This is a genomic window from Rhizobium sp. P40RR-XXII, assembly GCF_012641405.1.
Classification (GTDB): domain Bacteria; phylum Pseudomonadota; class Alphaproteobacteria; order Rhizobiales; family Rhizobiaceae; genus Rhizobium.
Genome location: NZ_JABAII010000006.1, coordinates 192,799 through 215,695, shown reverse-complemented (window position 1 = coordinate 215,695; position 22,897 = coordinate 192,799). Strand labels below are relative to the sequence as shown.

General features: G+C 58.3%; 24 protein-coding genes. 21 read left to right on the top strand and 3 right to left on the bottom strand.

Annotated elements, in window-relative coordinates; translation table 11 throughout:
- The first annotated feature begins 1 nt into the window (after nt 1).
- From HGP16_RS13990 to HGP16_RS13935, 12 genes are all read left to right on the top strand, one after another.
- Nucleotides 2–2,950, top strand: a complete 2,949-nt coding sequence (locus HGP16_RS13990; RefSeq protein WP_168840620.1) for a TAT-variant-translocated molybdopterin oxidoreductase — start codon at nt 2–4, stop codon at nt 2,948–2,950.
- A complete protein-coding gene (gene nrfD, locus HGP16_RS13985; protein WP_168840619.1) occupies nt 2,947–4,284 on the top strand; it encodes an NrfD/PsrC family molybdoenzyme membrane anchor subunit in 1,338 nt (445 codons plus the stop codon). Before HGP16_RS13990 ends, nrfD begins: the two co-directional genes overlap by 4 nt.
- Nucleotides 4,277–4,837, top strand: coding sequence for a DUF3341 domain-containing protein (locus HGP16_RS13980; RefSeq protein WP_168840618.1), 561 nt, complete (start codon nt 4,277–4,279; stop codon nt 4,835–4,837). The genes nrfD and HGP16_RS13980 overlap by 8 nt, the downstream gene beginning before the upstream one ends.
- The gene (locus HGP16_RS13975; protein ID WP_168840617.1) at nt 4,834–5,367 is read left to right on the top strand and encodes a cytochrome c; all 534 of its coding nucleotides are present in this window, start codon (nt 4,834–4,836) and stop codon (nt 5,365–5,367) included. The genes HGP16_RS13980 and HGP16_RS13975 overlap by 4 nt, the downstream gene beginning before the upstream one ends.
- Nucleotides 5,364–6,419, top strand: coding sequence for a hypothetical protein (locus HGP16_RS13970; RefSeq protein WP_168840616.1), 1,056 nt, complete (start codon nt 5,364–5,366; stop codon nt 6,417–6,419). Before HGP16_RS13975 ends, HGP16_RS13970 begins: the two co-directional genes overlap by 4 nt.
- Nucleotides 6,416–6,814 carry a hypothetical protein gene (locus HGP16_RS13965; RefSeq protein ID WP_168840615.1) on the top strand — a complete coding sequence of 133 codons (399 nt, stop codon included), beginning with the start codon at nt 6,416–6,418 and terminating at the stop codon, nt 6,812–6,814. The genes HGP16_RS13970 and HGP16_RS13965 overlap by 4 nt, the downstream gene beginning before the upstream one ends.
- Complete coding sequence (locus HGP16_RS13960; protein ID WP_168840614.1) at nt 6,811–7,617, top strand: SCO family protein; 807 nt, start codon at nt 6,811–6,813, stop codon at nt 7,615–7,617. Before HGP16_RS13965 ends, HGP16_RS13960 begins: the two co-directional genes overlap by 4 nt.
- Nucleotides 7,614–8,555 carry a cytochrome c oxidase subunit II gene (coxB, locus tag HGP16_RS13955; RefSeq protein WP_312867313.1) on the top strand — a complete coding sequence of 314 codons (942 nt, stop codon included), beginning with the start codon at nt 7,614–7,616 and terminating at the stop codon, nt 8,553–8,555. Before HGP16_RS13960 ends, coxB begins: the two co-directional genes overlap by 4 nt.
- Nucleotides 8,552–10,219 (top strand): cbb3-type cytochrome c oxidase subunit I, encoded by a 1,668-nt coding sequence (locus HGP16_RS13950; protein ID WP_168840612.1) that lies wholly within the window; start codon nt 8,552–8,554, stop codon nt 10,217–10,219. The genes coxB and HGP16_RS13950 overlap by 4 nt, the downstream gene beginning before the upstream one ends.
- Nucleotides 10,212–10,847, top strand: coding sequence for a cytochrome c oxidase subunit 3 (locus tag HGP16_RS13945; RefSeq protein ID WP_168840611.1), 636 nt, complete (start codon nt 10,212–10,214; stop codon nt 10,845–10,847). The genes HGP16_RS13950 and HGP16_RS13945 overlap by 8 nt, the downstream gene beginning before the upstream one ends.
- 7 nt (nt 10,848–10,854) lie before the next feature.
- Complete coding sequence (locus HGP16_RS13940) at nt 10,855–11,130, top strand: cytochrome C oxidase subunit IV family protein (RefSeq protein WP_168840610.1); 276 nt, start codon at nt 10,855–10,857, stop codon at nt 11,128–11,130.
- A gap of 103 nt (nt 11,131–11,233) precedes the next feature.
- Nucleotides 11,234–13,021: a thiamine pyrophosphate-requiring protein gene (locus HGP16_RS13935; protein WP_168840609.1), complete on the top strand. Its 1,788-nt coding sequence runs from the start codon at nt 11,234–11,236 to the stop codon at nt 13,019–13,021.
- 87 nt (nt 13,022–13,108) lie between these two features.
- Here HGP16_RS13935 and HGP16_RS13930 read toward each other — a convergent pair whose 3' ends face one another.
- The 3 genes from HGP16_RS13930 to HGP16_RS13920 all read right to left on the bottom strand — a co-directional run bounded on the left by HGP16_RS13930 (nt 13,109) and on the right by HGP16_RS13920 (nt 16,519).
- Nucleotides 13,109–15,202, bottom strand: coding sequence for a catalase (locus HGP16_RS13930; RefSeq protein ID WP_168840608.1), 2,094 nt, complete (start codon nt 15,200–15,202; stop codon nt 13,109–13,111).
- Between the two features lie 98 nt (nt 15,203–15,300).
- A complete protein-coding gene (locus HGP16_RS13925) occupies nt 15,301–15,738 on the bottom strand; it encodes a PPC domain-containing DNA-binding protein (RefSeq protein WP_168840607.1) in 438 nt (145 codons plus the stop codon).
- Nucleotides 15,739–15,754: 16 nt separating this feature from the next.
- Nucleotides 15,755–16,519 carry an SDR family NAD(P)-dependent oxidoreductase gene (locus HGP16_RS13920; RefSeq protein WP_168840606.1) on the bottom strand — a complete coding sequence of 255 codons (765 nt, stop codon included), beginning with the start codon at nt 16,517–16,519 and terminating at the stop codon, nt 15,755–15,757.
- 178 nt (nt 16,520–16,697) lie between these two features.
- On the opposite strand from HGP16_RS13920, the gene HGP16_RS13915 reads away from it, so the two are divergent.
- From HGP16_RS13915 to HGP16_RS13875, 9 genes are all read left to right on the top strand, one after another.
- Complete coding sequence (locus HGP16_RS13915; protein WP_168840605.1) at nt 16,698–17,555, top strand: SDR family oxidoreductase; 858 nt, start codon at nt 16,698–16,700, stop codon at nt 17,553–17,555.
- A 153-nt stretch (nt 17,556–17,708) separates the two neighbouring features.
- Nucleotides 17,709–17,864 carry a hypothetical protein gene (locus HGP16_RS13910; RefSeq protein ID WP_168840604.1) on the top strand — a complete coding sequence of 52 codons (156 nt, stop codon included), beginning with the start codon at nt 17,709–17,711 and terminating at the stop codon, nt 17,862–17,864.
- A gap of 83 nt (nt 17,865–17,947) precedes the next feature.
- Nucleotides 17,948–18,130, top strand: coding sequence for a hypothetical protein (locus HGP16_RS13905; RefSeq protein ID WP_168840603.1), 183 nt, complete (start codon nt 17,948–17,950; stop codon nt 18,128–18,130).
- 10 nt (nt 18,131–18,140) lie between these two features.
- Nucleotides 18,141–18,338: a hypothetical protein gene (locus tag HGP16_RS13900; protein WP_168840602.1), complete on the top strand. Its 198-nt coding sequence runs from the start codon at nt 18,141–18,143 to the stop codon at nt 18,336–18,338.
- Nucleotides 18,339–18,540: 202 nt separating this feature from the next.
- Entirely contained in the window at nt 18,541–18,957 is a 417-nt protein-coding gene (locus HGP16_RS13895) for a DUF2231 domain-containing protein (RefSeq protein ID WP_168840601.1), read from the top strand.
- 28 nt (nt 18,958–18,985) lie between these two features.
- Nucleotides 18,986–20,317: a sorbosone dehydrogenase family protein gene (locus HGP16_RS13890; protein WP_246705530.1), complete on the top strand. Its 1,332-nt coding sequence runs from the start codon at nt 18,986–18,988 to the stop codon at nt 20,315–20,317.
- 173 nt (nt 20,318–20,490) lie between these two features.
- Nucleotides 20,491–20,865 carry a hypothetical protein gene (locus HGP16_RS13885; RefSeq protein WP_312862878.1) on the top strand — a complete coding sequence of 125 codons (375 nt, stop codon included), beginning with the start codon at nt 20,491–20,493 and terminating at the stop codon, nt 20,863–20,865.
- 48 nt (nt 20,866–20,913) lie between these two features.
- Nucleotides 20,914–21,126: a hypothetical protein gene (locus HGP16_RS13880; protein ID WP_168840600.1), complete on the top strand. Its 213-nt coding sequence runs from the start codon at nt 20,914–20,916 to the stop codon at nt 21,124–21,126.
- A 225-nt stretch (nt 21,127–21,351) separates the two neighbouring features.
- Entirely contained in the window at nt 21,352–22,833 is a 1,482-nt protein-coding gene (locus HGP16_RS13875; protein ID WP_168840599.1) for a M81 family metallopeptidase, read from the top strand.
- Nucleotides 22,834–22,897 lie beyond the last annotated feature (64 nt).

Sequence of the window (22,897 nt, the reverse complement as noted above, 5' to 3'; positions counted from 1 at the left end):
CATGACCTCTCCGTCATTCCCGGACAAAGCAATCCATGAGCGCCTCAAGAATAGGACGGGCCGGGATTTTTGGCGAAGCCTAGAAGAGCTCGCGGATTCCGAGGCGTTCCGCCGTTTTGCCAGCAGCGAGTTTCCCGCGCTGCATGTCAAGGGCATCACGCTCAACCGACGCGCGCTTCTCAAGATCATGGCTGCGTCGCTTGCCCTGTCAGGCCTTTCCGCATGCAAGGGTGAGGAGGATGAAGAAGCGCTTCCCTATGTCGAGGCACCTGAAGGCGTCACGGTTGGTGTCGCCAAATGGTATGCGACGGCGGTCACGTTTGCTGGTTATGGGCAACCGGTTCTTGGAAAGACCTTTGCAGGCCGACCGGTCAAGCTCGAGGGAAATCCGGATCATCCCGCGTCGGCAGGCGCCACCGATGCCTTCACGCAGGCGGCGTTGCTCGGACTTTACGATCCGGGGCGCTCGCAGGTACCGCTTCATCTCGGCCAGCCCACGAATTGGGATGCGTTCGAGGTCGCGATGGCGGCACAAGCAAGCGAGCTGGACAGGTTGCAGGGAGAGGGGTTTCGCCTGCTGACTTGTCCTCTCAGTTCGCCAACTATGCTACGGCAGATCGATGCCATGATGAAACGATGGCCGAAGACACGCTGGCACGTCTGCGACCCCTTGCCGGACACGTCCCGGCTAAGCGCAACGAGGCGTGTTTTCGGTCGGTCATTGCTGTTTCGGCCCGCATTCGATGCTGCCGAGACGATTGTCAGCATCGATGACGATTTTCTTGGCCCCGGCCCGCATCAGACGGCAAACGCCCTGTCCTTCGCCAATCGTCGTCGCCTGCGTCAGAGCGGACAGGGGGCATGCCGGCTCCTTGCGGCAGAACCTTCTCCCTCGGTCACGGGATCTGTCGCGGATGTGCGCCTGGCGTCCTCATATGCGTCGATGGAGCGGTTGCTTCAAGCAATTGCAAAGCAGCTCGGCGTCGAGGGAGTGGAAGACATCGAACTTGCCGATAAGGAACGCCGATGGGCAGCAACCGCAGTCAGGTCGCTCGTCGCTTCTAAGCCCAACGCATTGCTGTTGGTCGGGCCGCAATACGGCGAGGCTACGCAGGCGCTTAGCCTGCTGATCAACGAGAGACTGGGAGGTCTTGGGACGACTCTGCGCTTCGGCGATCCTGTCATCGCCGAGCCTCCCGACGGCGCACGATCGCTCGAGGTGCTTGCGGAAGACATGAGGGCAGGTAAGGTTTCGACGCTCGTGATCATCGGGACGGATCCTGCCTACATGGCGCCCGCCGACCTCGCATTTCGCGACGCATTGCAAAAGGTGACGCTCCGCGTTCACGCCGGTCTTTACGTCGATGAGAGCGCGTCCTTCTGCCACTGGCATCTGCCTCTGCAGCACGATTTGGAAAGTTGGGGCGACGTGCGATTGCGCGATGGCACCACCTGCCTCATGCAGCCTCTTGTCCGGCCGTTTTATGACATTCGTTCCCCCCAGGTCGTGCTCGAAAATCTCATGGGGCGTTCTGCAACCGACAGGGCTGTCTTGCAGCGGACTTGGCAGGCAGACTGGGGCGATAATTTCGAGGAGCGCTGGCGTGATGCGCTCAATCGCGGTTTCGTCGCCGGCAGCACCGTGCAACCAACTAGTCCGGCCATTGTGGATCGAACGGTCACACCCGTTCAAAATTCCGGCGATGCCGGCCTGGTGCTCGGCATCCGCCCCGATGCGGGCGTCTGGGATGGCTCTCTCTGCGAAAACGCTTGGGCGCAGGAGACGCCAAGACCGCTCACGAAGATCACCTGGGGGAATGTTATTCTCATCAGTCCGCAGCTTGCGGCCAAACGGAGCTTGAAAAACTGTGACGAAGTCCGACTGACGGCTGGCACTCGGTCAATCGACGGTCCGGTTTGGATCATGCCCGGTCAAGCAGGGGATGCCGTGACGATCACGCTCGGCTATGGTCGCAAATTGAAGGATTCGATTGCTGCCGGGCTTGGCTATGATGCTTACAAGCTCCGAGAATCGACGGCCATATGGCATCGAGCCGATGTTCGCATCGAGGCGACCGGCACGACATTGCAGGTCGCAACGACGCAGTTGCACCAGGCGATCGATGGTTTCGATTTTGTCCGAACCGTGAATATTAGCCAACTCGATCCTCGGTCGCGGTCTGACCATAAGGATAAATCGCCTTCCCTTTATCCCGACAAACCGAACTCAGACCCGTCCTGGGGTATGTCCATCGATCTCGATCTTTGCATCGGCTGCAACGCCTGTGTCACGGCGTGCCAGGCGGAAAACAATATCCCCGTCGTTGGTAAGGACCTTGTGGCGGAGGGGCGGCATATGCATTGGCTGCGGGTCGACCATTATTATGAAGGCGACGTTGCCGAGCCCAAATCCTATTTCGAGCCGGTTCCCTGCATGCATTGCGAGCAGGCGCCGTGCGAAATGGGCTGTCCGGTCAATGCTGCCGTCCACAGTGTCGATGGCTTGAACCTGCAGGTCTATAATCGCTGCATCGGCACGCGCACCTGCTCATCCTACTGCCCCTACAAGGTCCGCCGCTTTAATTGGTTCGACTTTACCGGCAACGATCCTGAACAACTGAAAGCAATGCGCAATCCTGATGTTACGGTGCGCAGCCGCGGTGTTATGGAAAAATGCACTTATTGCGTACAGCGCATCGCCGAAGCGCGAATTGTCGCCGACAAGGATGGTCGCCCGATCAGGGATGGCGAGATTGTCACCGCTTGCCAACAAGCCTGTCCGACGCAGGCAATCGTATTCGGCAATGTCGCCGATACAAATTCCGCCGTCAGCCGTCGTAAGGCCAGCTCCCGTGACTATGCGTTGCTCGAGGAGGCAGGTACACGCCCGCGCACGACATATCTCGCTCGCATCGAGGATGAAACCCTGAAAGCGGAGGCGCCCGCATGAACGAGATGACGGGAAACGATCAGGCCGAGCTTACATCGCCTATCACAACGATCCCATTGAGATATCCGGCGCCGGGGGCATGGTGGGCGTGTTTTGCGTTTTCGTTGCTGCTTCTGGTTTGCTTCGTCGTGTCCGCAACTGTTCTTCTCATCTACGGCGTCGGCGTCTGGGGCAATAATATTCCCGTCAATTGGGGCCTCGCGATTGCCAATTACATCTGGTTTCTCGGCATCGGCCACGCCGGCACGCTGATTTCGGCGCTTTTGCTGCTGTTGAATGCCCATTGGCGCAACTCGCTGAACCGTTTCGCCGAAGCCATGACGCTGTTTGCGGTCATCTGTGCCGGGCTTTACCCCATCCTCCATCTCGGCCGCCCGTGGTTCTTCTACTGGATCGCGCCTTATCCGAACACCATGACGATTTCCCCGCAGTTCAAAAGTCCCTTGAGCTGGGATTTCTTCGCCGTGCTGACCTATCTGACGGTTTCCGTGCTTTTCTGGTATATCGGCATCGTTCCGGATCTTGCCGCGATCCGAGATCGAGCGAAACGCCGTTGGCAACAGGTCGCCTATGGTCTTGCCGCGCTCGGCTGGCGCGGATCGGCGAGACATTGGGCGAGATGGAATCAGGCCTATCGGCTCACCGCGGCGATCGCCGTGCCGCTCGTGGTGTCCGTCCACTCGGAAATCTCGCTGCTATTTGCCGCGGGACCAATTCCTGGATGGAGCTCGACAGTCTTCCCTCCCTATTTTGTCCTGGGTGCCGCCTTTTCCGGATTTGCCGTGGTGGCGATGATCGCGGTCGTGCTGCGCCATGCCCTGGGCCTCGGCATGTTCGTGACGGATCGCCATCTCGATTTGCTTGGCTGCTTCCTTTTGGCGACGGGGCTCATGACCGCCTACGGCTATCTGGCGGAGATATTCGATAGCTTCTATGGCGGCGATCTTCAGGACATGGGAACCTTGATGGATCGGCTGACCGGAACCTATGCCTTCAGCTATTGGGGTGCCGTCATTCTTAATTTCGTGCCGCTGCAGTTATTGTGGTTCAAAAGCGTTCGGCGGCGACCTATCCTCCTCTTCCTTATTGGTCTATCGGCGACGATCGGCATGTGGTTCGAGCGATACATGCTGCTGACGACATCGCTTTATCGCGACTATCTCGTCTCTTCGTGGGGCGAATATCATCCAAGCATGTGGGAGTGGGGCCTCTACGCAGGCATGCTTGGCGTCTTCCTGACGCCATTTCTGCTCTTCGTGCGCTTCTTGCCTGTTATCTCCGCTTTCGAAGTCGAAGAAGCGCTGCGCGAAACGGGGGACTTGCGCCATGCGTGAGCCACGTCCGGGAAGCGTGACATTCGGCCTGCTTGCCGAATTCGACAGGCCCGATCGGTTGGTGGAGGCGGCCAATCGCGCGCGCAAAGCGGGTTTTCGCGCCATGGAGGCCTATTCACCTTATCCTGTCCATGAACTGACGGAGGCATTGGGGTTTGAGGAAAATATTGTCCCCTGGCTGACTGTGGCGGGAGGCGCGGCCGGCGCGGCGGTCGGTTACGGGCTGCAGCTCTATACAAACTATGCCTATCCGATCGAAATCGGCGGACGGCCGCTCTTCGCCTGGCAATCTTTCGTTCTGATCACATTCGAGCTGACCGTGCTCTTCGCGGTACTCGCTGCAATCTTTGGCATGCTGCTGTTGAACCGCTTGCCGCGGCTGCATCATCCGCTGTTCGATATCGAGTCGTTTCATCTTGCAAGCTCCGACAAGTTCTTCCTCGTCATTTTCAGCAATGACGGTCGCTATCATCCGAAGCGTACGCGCGCTTTTCTCACGAGTCTCAAGCCGGTGCGCGTGGAGGCCGTGGAGCACACGGAGCAACCGGAATGAGAAGGTTTTTCATCATGGGGCTGACGACCCTACTGCTTTCCAGCTGCGACGACATGAACCATCAGCCACGCTACGATTCCTACGAGAGAAGCCCGCTCTTTGCCGATGGCAAGGCGCTGCAGGCGCCCCCCGCGGGGACGTTGGCGCGCGACGATGTCCTGAACGGCGAAGCCCTCGCCAATCGGCCGACGATGTCTCCCGAACTCTTGCAGCGGGGGCAGGTGGAGTTCGGCATCTATTGCACGCCCTGTCATGACGCCGCTGGCTACGGCAATGGGACGGTGCCAGCGCGAGGCTTTCCGCATCCGCCGAGCTTTCACATCGATCGCCTGCGAAGCGCGCCATCACGTTATTTTGTCGAGGTAATCTCCAACGGGCATGGGGTGATGTATGCCTATGCCGACAGGATTTCTCCGCAGGATCGGTGGGCGGTAGCCGCCTACATTCGCGCACTGCAGTTCAGTCAGAATGCTGATCCGGCGGCCCTTCCGCCGCAGGATCGGGCCAGGATCGAGAAGGCGCGATCATGAGCCGGATCGAAGCCTTGCCCACCCGTCTACTAACGATCAGCGGCGCCGTCTTTTGCCTCGCTGTACTTGCCATGATGCTTGTGCTGCCGGGACCAGCGTCGATGGGCTGGTTGGCCGCCTTCGTCTTCACGAGCGCCGTGCCGATTGGCGCTCTCTGCCTGGCGATGATGATGCGCATCATTCCCGGCTCGTGGCGACAAGACCTCGGCCAAGCAACCCGTTCGGCATTATCGCTGTTTCCGCTCACGCTCGTCGCATGGTTGCCGATCATGTTTCATCTGCCGTCGGTTTATGAGTGGGCGCGCCGGCCGCCATCTTCGGGCTTCAAGGCAATCTATCTGAGGCCGTTTTTCTTCGACATTCGAACCCTGTTCATTCTTGCCGCCGCATGCTTGCTCGCTCAGGCGTTCCTGCGCGGCCGATCGCCGTCTGTTGCCGTCATCGGCCTCATCGGTTTCGTGGTCTGTCAGTCGATCCTTTCAACAGACTGGCTTATGTCTCTCGATCCGCAATTCCATTCCTCTGGTTTCGCACTCTATGTGCTGGCTGGTCAGATGCTAACGGCTTTGGCATTGCTTGTGATCGTGACCTTGGTGGGGGAGGATGTGGTGGTGCGTAGCGCGCTTGGAGCTCTTCTGCTCACCGCGATTCTCTTGTGGGCGTACCTCGCCTTCATGCAGTATTTTATTGTCTGGTCCGACAATCTGAAGCCCGGCGTTGTCTGGTTTGAGCGTCGCGGCGCTGGCATATGGGCCGTAGCGGAATATCTGATCGCTTTCCTGCATCTATCCGCGCTGCTCCTGCTTTTCTTTCCGCCAATACGACGCTCTCCGCGGTGGCTGGTCTTCGTTGCATTGATCGTCCTTGCCGGGCGATCGCTTGAATACGCCTGGTTGGTGGTGCCGCAGCTGGCGGATCACCGCGAATATGCGATCGTCGCCTATCTCTTGTCGCTGATCGGGCTCATCCAGATTGCTTTCGCCATCCTGTCGCGCTCGAAGGCAGTCACGGCGCGGCTGGCAGCAAGGCAAGTGACGGAGGCCTCGCCATGACGGCGCTTTTTCGCAAGCGAGCCCGATCACGACGGGCTTTGCAAGGCTACGAGACAAGCGATGTCTCCCCGCGCCTTGTGCTTTTGGTGACCCTTGGTCTCTTCGTCGTCATGGGACTTTCCATCGCCGTCGTCTTCGAGGTTCTCCGGTGGGTCACGCCGGCCGGCTCTCCTGCCTCGACGATCTTTGGAGCTCAACAGGCGCGAGGCGGTCCTCGCCTCGAAATATCTCCCTCGGCTGATCGCGCAATGCTTCAGCAGCGCGCAGAGGGGCGACTGCAAGGATACGGCCGAGCTGACGGTCCGAACGCCGCACAGATTCCAATTGCGCGCGCCATGGCTATTCTCGCCACGCGCGGTTGGCCGGATCCGGATGATCAAGGGGTCGGGAGATGAACGTTGGTGGCCTCTTGCTTGCCTTTGCACTGCTCTGCTGTGCCATTCCTTCGAATGCCACAGGTTTCGATCCATTCGCCGCGACCGGCATCGAGCGAGGACCCGATGCGCGTATCCCGCTCGACCAAGCTTTCCAGGACGAAAACGGTGCGCGCGTGACCCTCCGCCAGCTTGGCGCAGGGAAACCGATCCTGCTGGCGCCCGTGTTGCACAATTGTCCCAATATTTGCGGTGTGACCCTGTCGGGCCTTATGGAAGCGATCCAGGCCCAGCCGTTTCGATCTCCCAGTGATTTTACGCTCGTTGCCTTTGGCATCGATCCCCGCGAGGGACCGACAGAGGCACGTGCTTCACTCGATCGGCTGCGGAGACGCTTTCCCTCTTTGGCGGCAAACGGGGTGCATGCCCTGACGGGCGATGCCAGTGCCGTTCATGCTATCACGGCGGCACTCGGCTATCGTTATGCGTGGGAACCCGAAATCGGCCAATATGCCCACGCCGCCGCCGTCGCCGTCCTGACCCCGGAGGGACGACTGAGCCGCTGGCTTTATGGGCTGGCACCGACGAGCCGTGACCTGCAACTGGCGCTGACCGAGGCGGGCGAGGGGCACGTGGGTAACTGGGGCGACCAGCTGCTCGTGCTCTGCTATCACTATGATCCGCATACCGGACGGTACTCGCCGCTTATTTTGACCGGCCTACAATGGAGTGCCGGCCTGAGTGCTGTAGTGGGTCTCTGCCTACTTGCCCGGGTGATGATCCGGGAGCGCGGGACGAAGCAGACCGGGAGGAGGCTGCCGTGAACTTCATTCCTCTCTGGCCGCCCAGTGCCTCCGTGTATAGCCATCAGGTGGATTTGCTCGTTATCGCTTTCACCGTGCTGATCGTCGCACTTTCCGCGCCTGTTTTCATCCTTCTCCTTGTCTTTATCGTGAAATATCGGCGCGGCAAGGCGGCGGATCGCAGGCACGCTCCGAATCGGAATGTTGCGCTTGAAGTCTCCTGGTCGGTCATTCCCTTCCTTGCCATGTTGGGTTTCTACGTCTGGTCGACCGATCTATTTGCCAGACTCTATCATCCTCCGTCGGCTGCGATGCAGATCGACGTCGTTGCCAAACAGTGGATGTGGAAATTTCAGCATCCCGAAGGCCAAGCCGAAATCAATGAATTGCATGTCCCAACCGGTCAACCGATAGAACTGACCATGGCGTCCCAGGACGTTATCCATAACCTTTTCATTCCGGCCCTGCGCATCAAGCAGGATGTCGTGCCGGGCAGATATACGGCCAGCTGGTTTATCGCCGACAGGCCCGGCATCTACCGCCTGGCCTGTTCCCAGTTCTGCGGCAGCAACCACTCCGAGATGACCGGCAGCTTCATCGTCATGAGCCCGACGGACTACGGCGATTGGCTCTCGCGGTCTTCGAACGACATTACACTAGCCAAGCAGGGAGCGGCACTGTTCCGCAGCCGCGGCTGCAGCGGCTGCCATGACCCAGCCTCGATCGTGCGCGCGCCCTCGCTGATCGGCATCTATGGCAACCCGGTGTCGCTCGCGAGCGGGCAGACGGTGATCGCCGATGACCAATATATTAGGGATAGCATTCTACTGCCGCAGTTGCAGGTTGCCGCCGGCTATCAGCCGATCATGCCAACCTTCCAGAATGTCTTGAGCGAGGAGGACGTCCTGAAGCTTGTCGCCTACATCAAATCGTTGCATCCAGCGCAGGTGACGCAATGACGACTTCGACCGAGAACCCGGGCCTGGAAAAACCCGTCACTGACCATGTCTCCGAAACCACGCAAGAGCGCACCAGCTATCTGCGCGCCGGCCATAGCCTCAAATCCTGGTTGGGGACGACGGATCACAAGCGCATAGCCATCCTTTACGTGTTCTCTATCACGCTCTTCTTTTTCATTGGCGCGGTCGCGGCGGCGATGATCAGACTGGATCTCGTGACCCCGGCCGGCGATCTCCTGACCAATGAAGGTTACAATCGCGCTTTCACCGTCCATGGCGTCATCATGGTCTGGTTCTTTCTCATCCCATCGATTCCCAATACGTTCGGGAATTTTCTGGTGCCCTTGATGATAGGCGCCAAGGATCTGGCCTTTCCCCGGCTCAATCTCTTGAGCTGGTACATTTACATGATTGCAGGCCTGTTCACTGTCTTTGTGCTGATCGCAGGCGGCGTGGATACAGGATGGACCTTCTACACGCCACTCTCGACAATGTATGCCAATGGCAACGTCATTCTTGCGGCAAGCGCCGTGTTTGTCGTCGGCTTTTCCTCGATCCTGACCGGGCTGAATTTCATCGTCACGGTGCATACATTGCGCTGTCCCGGCATGCGGTGGGGAAGACTGCCACTGTTCGTTTGGTCGATCTATGCGACATCGCTAATCCTCGTCCTGGCCACGCCGGTACTGTCGATTACGCTCGTTCTCATCTCGCTCGAAAGATTGTTTGGGCTCGGCATTTTCAATCCCGCGATCGGGGGCGATCCATTGCTGTTTCAGCATCTGTTCTGGTTTTACAGCCATCCGGCCGTTTATATTATGATTTTGCCCGCTCTGGGTGTCGTCAGCGAACTTGTAGCGGCCGGTGCTCACAAACCAATCTTCGGCTATCAGTTCGTCGCCGGCTCGTCGATTGCGATTGCAGCGCTCGGCTTCTTCGTCTGGGGCCACCACATGTTCGTCTCGGGGCAATCGCTCTATGCGAGCGCGGCATTTTCGTTCCTCAGCATAGCAGTGGCAATCCCTTCAGGCGTGAAAGTCTACAATTGGACCGCGACGCTCTTCAAAGGCCAGATCTCACTCCATGCACCGTTCCTCTTTGCCATGACATTCATCGGGCTTTTCGTCTTCGGCGGACTGACTGGCCTGATGCTCGCTATGCTGGCGATCGATGTCCACGTGCACGACACCTATTTCGTAATCGCCCATTTTCACTACATCATGGTTGGTGGAACCATTTCGGCATTCTTTGGCGCGCTGCATTATTGGTGGCCGAAAATTACCGGCCGCATGTATCCGCTCGCATGGGGTCGTGTGACCGCCATCTTCTTTTTTATTGGCTTCAACCTCACATTCTTCCCGCAATTCCTGCTTGGCTATCTCGGCATGCCGAGACGCTATCATGTTTATCCGCCGGAGTTTCAGGTGCTGAATGTCGTTTCGACCGGCGGTGCGGCAGTACTTGGTGTCGCTTATTTCATGCCATTGATCTATTTCATTTATTCTTTGCGCTATGGTCGGCCGGCCGGCGACAATCCCTGGGAGGCGACGGGTCTGGAATGGACGATACCGTCGCCGCCGCCAAAGCACAATTTCGATCATGTACCCGTCATCGACAGGCCGCCCTACGACTACGAGATCGAGATGAGGGAGGATCATGCCTGACACCGAACCCGTTGCCGAACCTTTCACCGATCCCCGGCAGCAGCATCGAGCGGCCATGATGGGCATGTATGTCTTTCTCGGCAGCGAAATCATGCTGTTTGGAGCCCTGTTCTGTGTCGCTGCGGCCATGCGAATGGCCCATTCGGCGGAGATCGTGCACGCCTCGCACGCCTTGCATTTTGGCATTGGCGGGATGAATACCGCGATCTTGCTGACCTCAAGCCTGCTCGTCGCGCTGGGCGTCGAGAGCGCACAAACAGGCCAGGCTGGATCTTCTGCTCGCCGGTTTGCCGGCGCCTCGATGCTGGGTTTGGCGTTCCTGGCGCTTAAAGCCTATGAGTACCGGCTGGAATTCGCCGAAGGACTGCTACCGGTGCCTGGAATAGAAGCGCGCTATGACACAAGTATCCAGCATCTTTTCATGAATCTTTATCTGTCGGCGACTGCTTTGCATGCCGCACACTTGGCCGTCGGCATTCTGCTTTTGTTGCTGTTGTCATTTCAAACGGCGCGAGGCGCCATTGCACTCCCGCAACGCTCTATAGTCCTTGTCGTCGCCGGGCTATATTGGCATCTCGTCGATGTGGTCTGGGTCTTTCTCTATCCGGTATTTTATTTGGCGAGGTAAATACCCGATGTTGCGGCAGATAAATCCGCTGGTATCACTCTGGATCATACTGCTGGGTCTGCTCGGTATCACCATCTGCGCCAGCCTGCTGTTGAGCGGCGTAGCTGGCCTTGCTGCGAGCTTCTCGATTGCATTGTTGAAATCGGCGATAATCTATTGGCGCTACATGCATCTGGACGAAGAAGATGCGTTAAACCGCATCGCGGCCCTTGCTGCCTCTGCGTGGCTTCTCGTTTTGCTGCTCTTCCTTGGCATCGATTACTGGACGCGTGCTTTCTCCTAGCGAAGCGCTTACCGCCCGTTGTTTATGGGAACATAAGCGAGCTCCGCTTGTTGGACGCCATCTGCGTCGGGGAATGGCGGCGCGTAACAAGCGGAGATAGATCATGGCAAAGACGGTTGGCGATTTCATCGTGCAGCGCCTCCACGATTGGGGCGTACGGCGTTTGTTCGGCTATCCGGGAGACGGCATTAACGGTCTTTTCGGTGCCTTGAACCGTGCGGACGGAAAAATCGAATTCACCCAGGCCCGTCACGAGGAGATGGCGGCTTTTATGGCATCGGCTTATGCGAAATTTTCCGGTGAATTGGGGGTCTGTATCGCGACGTCAGGTCCGGGCGCCACGCACCTCGTCACAGGCCTTTACGACGCGCGGCTTGATCATCAGCCGGTCTTGGCACTGGTTGGCCAACAGGCCCGGCGTGCCATTGGCGGGCACTATCAACAGGAGGTCGATCTCGCCTCGCTCTTCAAGGATGTCGCCGGCGATTTTGTGCATCAGGCAGCCACGCCTGCGCAGATCCGGCACCTGATCGATCGCGCCGTGCGGATCGCTCTTGCCAACAAGACCGTAACCGCCGTCATCCTGCCGAACGATTTGCAGGAAATGCCTTATGAAACACCGCCGCGCAAGCATGGTTCCGTGATGTCGGGCGTTGGCTATACGGCGCCGAGAACTGTGCCGCATGAAATCGATCTGAGGCGTGCCGCCGAGGTGCTGAATGCCGGTGAGCGGGTTGCGGTTCTAGTCGGCGCTGGTGCGCTCGGCGCGACACAGGAGGTGATCGCGGTTGCCGATCGCCTCGGCGCCGGTGCCGCCAAGGCGTTGCTCGGCAAGGCGGCGCTGCCCGATGATCTTGGCTGGGTTACGGGCTCGATCGGCCTTCTCGGAACCGAGCCATCATGGGATCTGATGCGCGATTGCGATACGCTATTGGTGATCGGCTCCGGCTTTCCCTATTCGGAATTTCTTCCCGAGGAGGGCGATGCGCGCGGCGTTCAGATCGATATACGACCGGATATGCTTTCCCTGCGCTATCCCATGGAGGTCAATCTGGTCGGCGATGCGCGTGAAACCCTGGAGGCGCTGTTGCCGCTCCTGAAGCAAAAGCAAGATCTTTCCTGGCGCAAGAAGATCGAAGCCGCCGTCGGCAAGTGGTGGAGAACGCTCGAGATACGGGCACATGTGGAGGCCAATCCCGTTAATCCGCAGCGCGTTATCTGGGAACTTTCGCCCCGCCTTCCCGACCGGGCCATCGTCACTAGCGATTCCGGTTCCTGCGCCAACTGGTATGCTCGGGATCTCCGCATGCGGCGCGGCATGATGGCTTCCTTGTCCGGTGGCCTCGCGTCCATGGGGGCGGCCGTTCCCTATGCGATTGCGGCCAAGATCGCTCATCCGGACCGGCCTGTCATTGCACTCGTGGGCGACGGCGCCATGCAGATGAACAACATGGCCGAACTGATTACCGCTGCCAAATATTGGCGAAACTGGCCCGATCCCCGGCTGGTGGTCTGCGTTTTCAACAATGAGGATCTCAACCAGGTGACTTGGGAACAGCGCGTCATGGAAGGGGATCCGAAGTTCGATGCGTCCCAGCGTATTCCGAATGTCCCCTATCATCGCTTTGCCGAGCTCATCGGTCTGCAGGGTGTCTTTGTCGACAAACCGGAAAATCTGGGAGCCGCGTGGGATGAGGCGCTCGCCGCCAAACGTCCCGTCGTCCTCGAGGTCAAGACCGATCCGGAGGTGCCTCCCATGCCGCCGCATCTGACTTTCGAGCAGATGAGCAATCTTACCGCCGCTTTATTAAAGGGGGATCCGGAGGAAAGCGGTGTCGTCAAGGGTACGTTGAAGCAGGCGCTCAGTGCCATTCTCCCTGGCCGAAAATAGCCAAAACAACACCCGCCGAACAAGGAGCTCGGCGGGTGCCGCCTGTCGCCAGACGGAGGCTTTCCGGCAACATGAAAGCCTTACCGTTCAAGCGAGCATGCGTATTGCGGGTTCACGGTCCCAATAGCGTTTGGCTGCAGCGCCCGGAAATGAAACGAGGTCGACGACGCCGGCATCGGGCCGAATTCCCGCCTTGTCGAGAAGCGCTTTGGCAGGAGCGTCGTGGCCGATCGCCTTCAAATGCCCGAACGCGTCCATCACCCATTGCACGGCCGCAGCTTCTTTGGCGAGCGTAGCGGCACCCTCCTTGGAAAGGACAACGGCAACCGCGTCGAAGATCTGCGACGGCGACCCGAGAAGTTGGCCGTCGGCTCTGATCGTATTGCCGTCGGAAAGCTTTGTGTCGCCGATCCTCGGCGCTACAAGGAAGGGTGTTGCTTTGGCCTCGTTCAACAGATCAACGAGATCGGAGACCGCTTTTGCGTCGCTCCCGGCGGCAATCAATATGCCTATTTTTCGCCCCTCGAGGCTCTCTTTCATATTCCTATGAATGGACAGGGCAGGGGATGCGTCGAGGTCGATCGGTTCGCGCGCCGGCGCGTTCTTTTGGGGCGCAACCAGACCGAGGCCGGCGGCAACACGATTGGCGAGCGCGGTGTCGACATTCATAAGATTACCGACCATACGGGGTGGCACATGCTCCATTTGTACCTTCGACAATTCGAAGACGAACGCCGAAGCGATATGGGCCTGCTCCGAGGGTGTCTGCGATTTCCAGAACAGGCGGGCCTGGCTGTAATGATCGGCAAAAAGCTCGCCGCGAATGCGACGTTTGTCACCGTGCTCCGCCTCGCCAATCTGATGCTCGTAGGTTTGAAAGCCGCTGACGGGACATTCACGCGGACCGCCGGCTTCGCCATCGTCGCCAAGACTGTTGGGCTCATAATTGGCTCGACCCTTCGGCACCGCCATCTGCATCTGTCCGTCGCGTTGAAAATTCATGACCGGACATTTCGGTGCATTGATCGGCAGTTGGTGGAAGTTCGCGGTGCCCAGACGGGATTTCTGCGTATCGAGATAGCTGAACAGGCGTCCCTGCAGCAATGGATCGTTGGTGAAATCGACACCAGGAACGATATTGGCAGGGCAGAACGCCACCTGTTCCGTTTCAGCGAAGAAATTGTCCGGATTGCGGTCGAGCACCAACCGCCCGACGATCTTGAGCGGCAGTATCTCTTCGGGGATGATTTTCGTGGAATCGAGGACGTCATAGGGAAGGCTTTCGGCAAAGGCATCGTCGAAGAGCTGTAACCCCAGTTCCCATTCCGGAAATTGCCCTGCCGCGATGGCCTCGAAAAGATCGCGACGATGATAGTCGTTATCGGCTGCCTGCAGCTTGAGAGCTTCGTCCCAGACCAGGGATTGGATACCCAGCTTCGGCTTCCAATGAAACTTAACGAAGGTGGATTTGCCGGCTTCGTTGACAAAGCGAAAAGTGTGAATTCCGAAGCCCTGCATCATGCGGAAGGAACGGGGAATAGCGCGGTCGGACATCGCCCACATCAGCATATGCGTCGATTCCGGCATCAGGGACACAAAGTCCCAGAAGGTGTCGTGGGCGGAGGCGGCCTGCGGATAGGCCCTGTCGGCCTCCATTTTGACCGCATGCACGAGGTCCGGAAATTTCATCGCATCCTGGATGAAGAACACCGGGATATTATTGCCGACGAGATCCCAATTACCCTGTTTGGTATAGAATTTCACGGCGAAGCCACGCACGTCCCGCGGCGTGTCGACAGATCCTGCGCCGCCGGCAACCGTGGAAAATCGCACAAAAACGGGCGTCTTCTCGCCCTTGCGCTGGAACAGATCGGCGCGGGTGATATCGGAAAGCGGTTCATAAAGCTCGAAGAAGCCATGGGCGGCCGACCCCCTCGCATGAACGATCCTTTCGGGGATCCGCTCGTGGTCGAAATGGAAGATCTTTTCACGCAGAACGAAGTCTTCCAGCAGCGTCGGTCCTCGCTGGCCTGACTTCAGGCTGTTCTGGTTGTCTGAGACCCGTATGCCTTGATTGGTTGTCAGATGATCGGCCGCGTCATGGGACACCTTTGCCGTAATCTGCTGATGCGTCTCGCCGCCTTCACCGCGTGATGTTTCGAAATTCGTCTCGCTCGCCATGCTGTCCTCCTTTTGTCGAACTCATGTTCGTATCGGGTTCGCGAGGTCGAACCTTTGCCGCTCGGCATTGTTCCTGGTGAGGGGCGAGGCAACAGATTTCAAAGGTCAATCAAGGCGATGCCGAGGTCCTTTTGATGACGGCGATGCAGATCTGCGGGCGTTTCGACGACGGTTGCTTCCAATGTCGGGTGAACGATGCCGTCGAGGAAATGGCCGCCACGAGTAGATCCGTCCGCAAGGCCGAGAACGGCATGAAGATGCAAACTTGGCTTGCCGTCATCACCGGTGGCGATATCGCCCACCAAGCTCAGTACCTCGCATTGCTCTGCGATTGGGATCTTGCGGTGGTTGCGATTTGCGAAATCGAACCAGCCGACGGTCGCCGTTTTGAAGGCTCCGATCGCAGTAATCGAGGCCGCGGTCAAATGCTGGTCCGCGGCGAATGCCCGGAGGGTGGAGAAAGCCTCCTCATTGGTGTCGAGCACGACGATATAGGTCTTCTGCCCGTTCTGGAGCTCGATTTTCTTGAAATTCATGACAGTCGCCTCCGCTTTAATCTTGCGCCGGCTGGCCATTGGAAGCCGAAACCCCGCCATCGATGGCGATATTGGCACCGGTCACGAAGCTTGCATCGTCGCTTGCCAGAAAGGCGATGACGGCGGCGACTTCATGCGCCTCGCAGACACGACCGAGCGCAATGCGCTGCGTGAATTTGGCGACGAGTGCATCGTCCTTGAGCATGTCCGTGGTCATGCCCGTCCGCGTCAGGCTCGGACATACCGAATTGACGCGGATACCTTTCTTGCCGAGATCGAGTGCCAATGCCCGTGTAAGATTGACGACACCACCTTTAGCGGCGTTATAGGGGCTCATTCCCCAGTCGCCCCCTGTCCCCGAAACGGATGCGGTATTGATGATCGCGCCCTTGGTTTTCTCAAGATACGGAATGGCGGCGCGGCATCCGAAAAACACGCCGTCAAGGTCGGTGGCCATGACATTGCGCCAACGCTTGTCGGAAATGTCGCCGGGTTCGCCAGCCTCGTGGACGCCCGCATTATTGACGATCACATCAAGCCGACCGAACCTGTCCACAACGGCCAAAACCATCGCGTCGACTGCGGCCGATTGCGAGACGTCCACCACCTGCGCCATGCTGCGTTCGGCTGGCAGGTCGGCAATGACCTTGCTCAGGGCCTCGGCGTTGCGATCGACAAGAGCGACATTGGCACCTTCCTCCGAAAACCGCCGGGCGGTGGCTTCTCCCATTCCCGAGGCTGCGCCGGTCACGATCACGACTTTTTCCTTGAAACGATGCATTGGAGCGTCCCTTTCCAAACGAATTATCGGATTGGCCTTGCGTGCAGAACCGCCAGACGGCGCCAAGGTTCCTGCAGGCCCAGTTGTCATCGATTTTTGCCAATCGATGGGAACCCGGCGCCAACCAGCGGGTTCGGAGATGAAGAAATCCAACGAGCACGAGGCCCTGGAGACAACCATGGTTACCTACCCCAAGCCACCATTCCCACAACAGCAGCAGTCTATGCCTGGTCACACGGCCGCCATGCATCCGGCGCCCGATCACGGAGAAGACAGCTATCGCGGATCGGAGAGACTTGCCGGCAAGAGGGCGATCATCACCGGGGGCGACAGCGGTATTGGCCGCGCGGTCGCGATTGCTTTCGCGCGCGAGGGGGCCGACATTCTGATCGCCTATCTTAACGAGGATGACGACGCGCACGAGACCCGACGCTGGGTCGAGAAGGCAGGCCGCAAAGCGATTCTGGTTTCAGGCGATATCCAAGATCCGAAGCATTGCCGCGATATCATCGACAAGGCCGTGACCGAACTCGGTGGGATTGACATCCTTGTGAACAATGCCGCGCATCAGGCAAGCTTTCACGATATCGGCGACATCAGCGACGAGGAATGGGATCTGACGTTCAAGGTCAATATTCACGCCATGTTTTATCTGACCAAGGCGGCCGTGCCGCATATGAAGCCGGGCAGCGCCATCATCAATACAGCGTCGATCAATTCGGACAATCCGAACCCGACATTACTTGCCTATGCCACAACCAAAGGCGCTATACAAAATTTCACCGCAGGCTTGGCGCAATTGCTCGCGGAAAAGGGCATTCGCGCCAATGCGGTCGCGCCTGGACCTATTTGGACGCCGCTAATCCCTTCGACCTTGGCGCCGGATGCCGTCGAGCATTTCGGAAAGCAAGTGCCGATGAAACGGCCCGGTCAACCGGCGGAGCTGGCAACGACATACGTCATGCTCGCTGACCCGCTCTCCAGCTATGTCTCGGGAACCACGGTCGCCGTCACGGGAGGCAAGCCCTTGCTGTGATAGCTGGATTGTTTGTTGCACAGACAGAGACCCGAACTACCGCCCATTTGTCGGGAACATTATGGATGGGACGCGGGTTAACCTTTGTCCGTTCCGTGATGCCGAGAAGATGACCGCGCTTGGGCGCGGGCGAGACGCTCGCGAGGAGGCCAGATGGACCGTCAGCCGCAAGCAGGTCGCCGCATGATGATCTTTGTTGCGACGATTTTCGTTCTTGCCTGCGTTATCGCCGTCTATTTCACCTTCGAGTTATATCCTGGTGAACCTGCACTTCCAGATGGCACAACGCAATCGTCTCAGACCCAGTGACGCCATCCCGCACTGTCAGGGACAGATAGCTTTGCGGTTTTCCGCGCGCCAAGTTTCGCCACAAGCAGCGATAGGAGGATATGATGAGTAGCAGACCACCACCGGTTCCCGAAGCAAACCGAAGCGATAAGGGCGTCGGCGATCACGCCAGACCGTCCGTATCCGACCCCCGCAAGCCTGACATGTCGGTCGATCCCGAAAAGAAGGGCCAGCAGGGAAATAGCAAGATCAACACCAGCCACCAAGGTCATCAACAGGATCGATAGGGAGGTGCCAATGTCCACTTCGACGAAGACGCCGGCCAGCATCCGCCAAGGCGGTCCGGGCGCATCGCATGAAAATGCCAAGGCGCCATTGAATATTCCAAAGCTGGCCGCCGAGCCCGATCGGCGCGACCGAAGCAAGGTTTCCGGCGGTGGCGGAGAACGCGATCGTCATCATGGCCACGATCCCAAGCGAAAGGGCGGCAAGTAGTGCAGCCTGTAGAAGAATGTCCGCTTTTGTTGAAATCGCAAAGCTCGCCTATGGCGGGCTTCAGCTTGGACGGCTGTGTTGCTCATGATCGAGTTTTGGCCATGAGATTCGTCCCGATGCCACCCTTTCTCGCGTCCGCGACAAAGCAGATCGGTCGAAGTCAGATAGCCTTTCTGCGGAAATAAATATTGGAGACACCGGCATGGTCGATCGAGATCTTCAGGTGATGCCTCGTGCTTCATATCGCCCTTTTCATATTGTTCTCGTTCCAATTCCGATGGTTTGCTTCATCGGCGCATTGGCAACGGATTTGGCTTATTGGAAATCCGCCGAAATGATGTGGGCGGATGCATCTGCATGGCTGCTGGCGGTTGGTCTCTTGTTCGGCTTGGTCGCAATCATCGCTGCAGTTGTCGACGCTTTCACCAGGCGCCTTTCCTTAATGCAAGGTCCCATCTGGCTCTATGCGATCTGCAATGCTCTTATCCTCGTTCTATCGTTCCTGAACGCGCTGGTGCATAGCCGGGACGCGTGGACTTCCGTCGTTCCCATGGGGCTTATCCTTTCTACTGCGACAGTCGTCTTCATCCTTTCGCGGGCTGGATATGCTGGGCGCTGATCGACTACGAAAGCACTGGAGTCGAGCCATGATCATCAGGAAAAGCGAGACGATGGCTGCGGTCCTTGTCTTTGGCGCGACCTGCATTCTTTCCGGCTGCAGCCAGAACGAAGAGGATCCCGGTGGACAGATCGGACCAAATCCGGTGCTGCCAGCCCAAACGCAATATCTTTTCCCGCCAATGCACGTCGCCAAGGTCATCGGCTGGCAAAACGGTGAAAAGCCGCAAGTTGCAAAGGGATTGCAGATCAAGGCACTTGCGACGGGATTGAAACACCCCCGCTCGGTCTATGTGCTGCCGAATGGTGACATTCTTGCGGTGGAATCCGTCGCCCCGCCTGAGGCTTCGGTCAAGCGGCCCAAGGACCTGATCATGGGCTGGATCGAGGCAGCGGCGACGTCGGCGGGCGGCAACGAAGGCAGCAACCGCATCACCCTGTTGCGCGATGCCGATGGCGATGGCGTTGCCGAAACGAAGAGCGTGTTTCTCGACCATCTCAATTCTCCTTTTGGCGTTGCTCTCGTCGGCAGTGATCTCTATGTCGCAGAGACGGACAAGATTACGCGCTACCCTTACAAGATGGGGGAGACAAGCATCCCCGAACCGGAAACGAAGCTGACCGATCTACCGGGCGGCCCGATCGATCACCATTGGACAAAGAGCCTTGCGGCCAGTCCGGACGGATCGCTGCTTTACGCCGGTGTCGGATCCAACAGCAACATCACGGAAAACGGCATCCAAGCCGAGATGGACCGAGCCTCCATCTGGGAGATCGACAGGGCTACGGGACGTCATCGCATTTTTGCGGACGGCCTCAGAAACCCGAACGGCCTGTCCTTTCAGCCCGAAACCCATGCCCTGTGGACCGTTGTCAACGAGCGAGACGAACTGGGGTCCAACCTCGTCCCGGATTATATGACCTCGGTGAAGGAGGGCGGTTTCTATGGTTGGCCATACAGCTATTTCGGCAAGAATATCGATCCTCGCGTCATGCCGCAAAGGCCGGACCTGGTTGAGAAAGCAATCGTTCCCGACTACGCACTTAGTTCGCATGTGGCGCCGCTCGGCATGGTCTTCTACATGGGCGCCAATCTGCCCGCGGCCTATCGCGGCGGCGCGTTCGTCGGCGAGCACGGGAGTTGGAACCGCTACCAATTCAATGGATACAAGGTCATCTTCGTTCCCTTCGCGGGCGGGCAGCCAAAAGGCGCTCCGCAAGATGTGGTGACCGGTTTTCTGAACGGCGATGATGAGGCGAGAGGGCGGCCTGTGGGTCTGGCGGTCGACAATGCCGGTGGCCTTCTGATCGCGGACGATGTCGGAAACACCGTTTGGCGCGTTAGTGCCGCAACGCCGTGATCTCTCGCGAAAAGGCAATGGCTGGAAATACGAAGCCACGCACCGTGGGTTGTTTTCCTTGTTATATGTGAGGCCGCAGTCGATGCGCTGATAGCGAAAGACGATACAGCTGCTACTTGCTTTTGTCGGTCTCGCTCTTAAGTGAGTCCATAGCGTATCCAATGGAGGTTCCGGTGTTCAAACATCTGGTTTTGCTTACTCTTACGCTGATCCCGTCGGCCGCATTCGCGCAATCGACCGATCTCGAGGCAACCTGCAAAACGGTGGCCAAGAATTTTTTCCTGTCCGATGGGCTCTCGATCGGCGCGATCCAATCCTTTCCCGAGTTGAAGCCCCCGGGTGTGCGCATGGCTTATTCCGCGCGGCAGGGAACGGCTCCGTCGGAGATGAGCGACACGTTCGAATGTGAGTTCGACAAGACGGACAAGCCTCATAACCTTGCCAAGTTCTGCGTATCGAGCACCTGCTACACGGCGAACGACCAGGATGCCGACCGGAAACGACGGTTCGAGGAAATGCGGATTCTTTTGCAGAGAGCCGAAAAGTAAGCAAAATCTTACGGATAAGATGGACGGTAGGCGCGGCGCGCTTCGCCGATGGCGGAGACGCGGCCACTTCATGCCCGTCGTCAAGGCGATGAATATTTCAACGGCGATCAGCGGACTGTTTCGCCATGCATTTGCCAATGCATGAAGCCGCGCTTTTTGTTCCGCAAGCCTTCCCCGGGCGAGGATGAAAGCTCGGCGACAGTTTTTGTCGGTGAAGAAAAAAAATTACAAATTATCCCGGAAATATTCAAACGGCGTTGACTTTGCGCTTATTTGACGCATTATGATGAAAATAAATTACATAAGAAGCGATGAGTGGGTGAACATACGAACGGGAGCTAAATCTGTCGACGAAGCCGATGGCGGCTGTGGTCGACCTTTGATTTCATGAACGGTCATCCCATACGGCGGCTTTGCCGGTCCCGAGCCTCGATCCGGTGCTGATCGATTTCCGGCTCCGACACTCTGTTTATTCAGGTAACAGATATGCGCATATTCACTGCCTCGTTGGCGACTGAAACAAACACATTTTCTCCCGTTCCGACCGATATGAACGCGTTCAAGGCGGCATTTTATGCTGGACCAGGCGAGCATCCGGACACGCCGACCCTGTGCTCCTCGGTCGTGCCGATCCTGCGCCGCCGTGCCAAAGCGGAGGGGTTCGTCGTCATCGAGGGCACCTCCTGCTGGGCGGAGCCGGCGGGGCTGATCCAGCGGCAGACCTATGAGATGCTTCGCGACCAAATCCTTGCCGAACTGACCGCGGCGATGCCGGTCGATGCCATCGTTCTCGGCCTCCACGGCGCGATGGCGGCTCAAGGCTACGACGATCCCGAAGGTGACTTGCTGTCGCGGGTTCGCGATATCGTCGGCCCAACGGTGCTAGTCGCTGCGGAGTTCGATCCGCATAGCCATCTGACCGCGCTGCGTGTCGCCAATCTCGATATCATGGCAACCTTTCTTGAGTTTCCGCATGTCGATTTCGAGGAGCGCGGCGAGCACGTCGTCGAATTGACACTTCGCACGCTCCGGGGCGAAATCAAGCCGGTCATCTCATCGTTCGATTGCCGCATGATCACCATCTTTCCCACCAGCCAGGAGCCGATGCGATCGTTTGTCGACCGCTTAAAGGCGATGGAAGGTGAGAACGGCGTGCTTTCCATCTCCGTTATCCATGGCTTCATGGCCGGTGATCTGCCCGATATGGGCACGCGCATCGTCGTTTTGACCGACAATGACAAGGCCAAGGGGGATTCCTTGGCCGCTGCGCTCGGCCGCGAACTCTATGGCTTGCGCAAGCAAGCAGCCATGCCGATGTTCGATACCGAGGCCGGTCTCGATCGGGCGATAGCAATCCGCGTCGCGCATCCGGAGATGCCGGTAACGATCGCCGATATATGGGACAATCCCGGCGGCGGTGTTGCTGGCGATGCCACGCATATTCTGCGGCGGATGATGCAACGCGGCCTGGATGATTTCGCCGTTGCGACGATCTGGGATCCGATAGCGGTGACCTTCTGTCACGCCGCGGGCGAAGGGGCAGTGCTCAACCTGCGCGTTGGCGGCAAGTCGGGTCCGGAAGGCGGCGAGCCACTTGATCTTCGCGTCACCGTACAGCGGCTCTTCCATGCCGGATGGCAGAGTTTCCGCAATAGCCGCGTCACGCTTGGCAGCACGGCCGTGGTTCGTCCGGTCGGGACGAATATCGACATTGTGTTGATCACCAGCCGAACACAGACCTACGAGCCGGATATCTTCTCCAATCAAGGCGTCGATTTTACGGGAAAGGCCTATCTGCTGGTCAAATCGACCAATCATTTCCATGCTGGTTTCGTGCCGGTTTCCTCCGAAATCATCTATGTCGCAGCGCCGACCTCCTATCCCACGGATCCAGCAACGACACCCTATCGCAAGGCGCGCCTCGACTTGTGGCCGCGCATCGCCGATCCGTTGGGATTGGACGCATGAACCGTTAGCAGAGAGGAACCGGCTGCCGGCCTTAAGAGAGACACTCGACCAAATGCCAACGAAA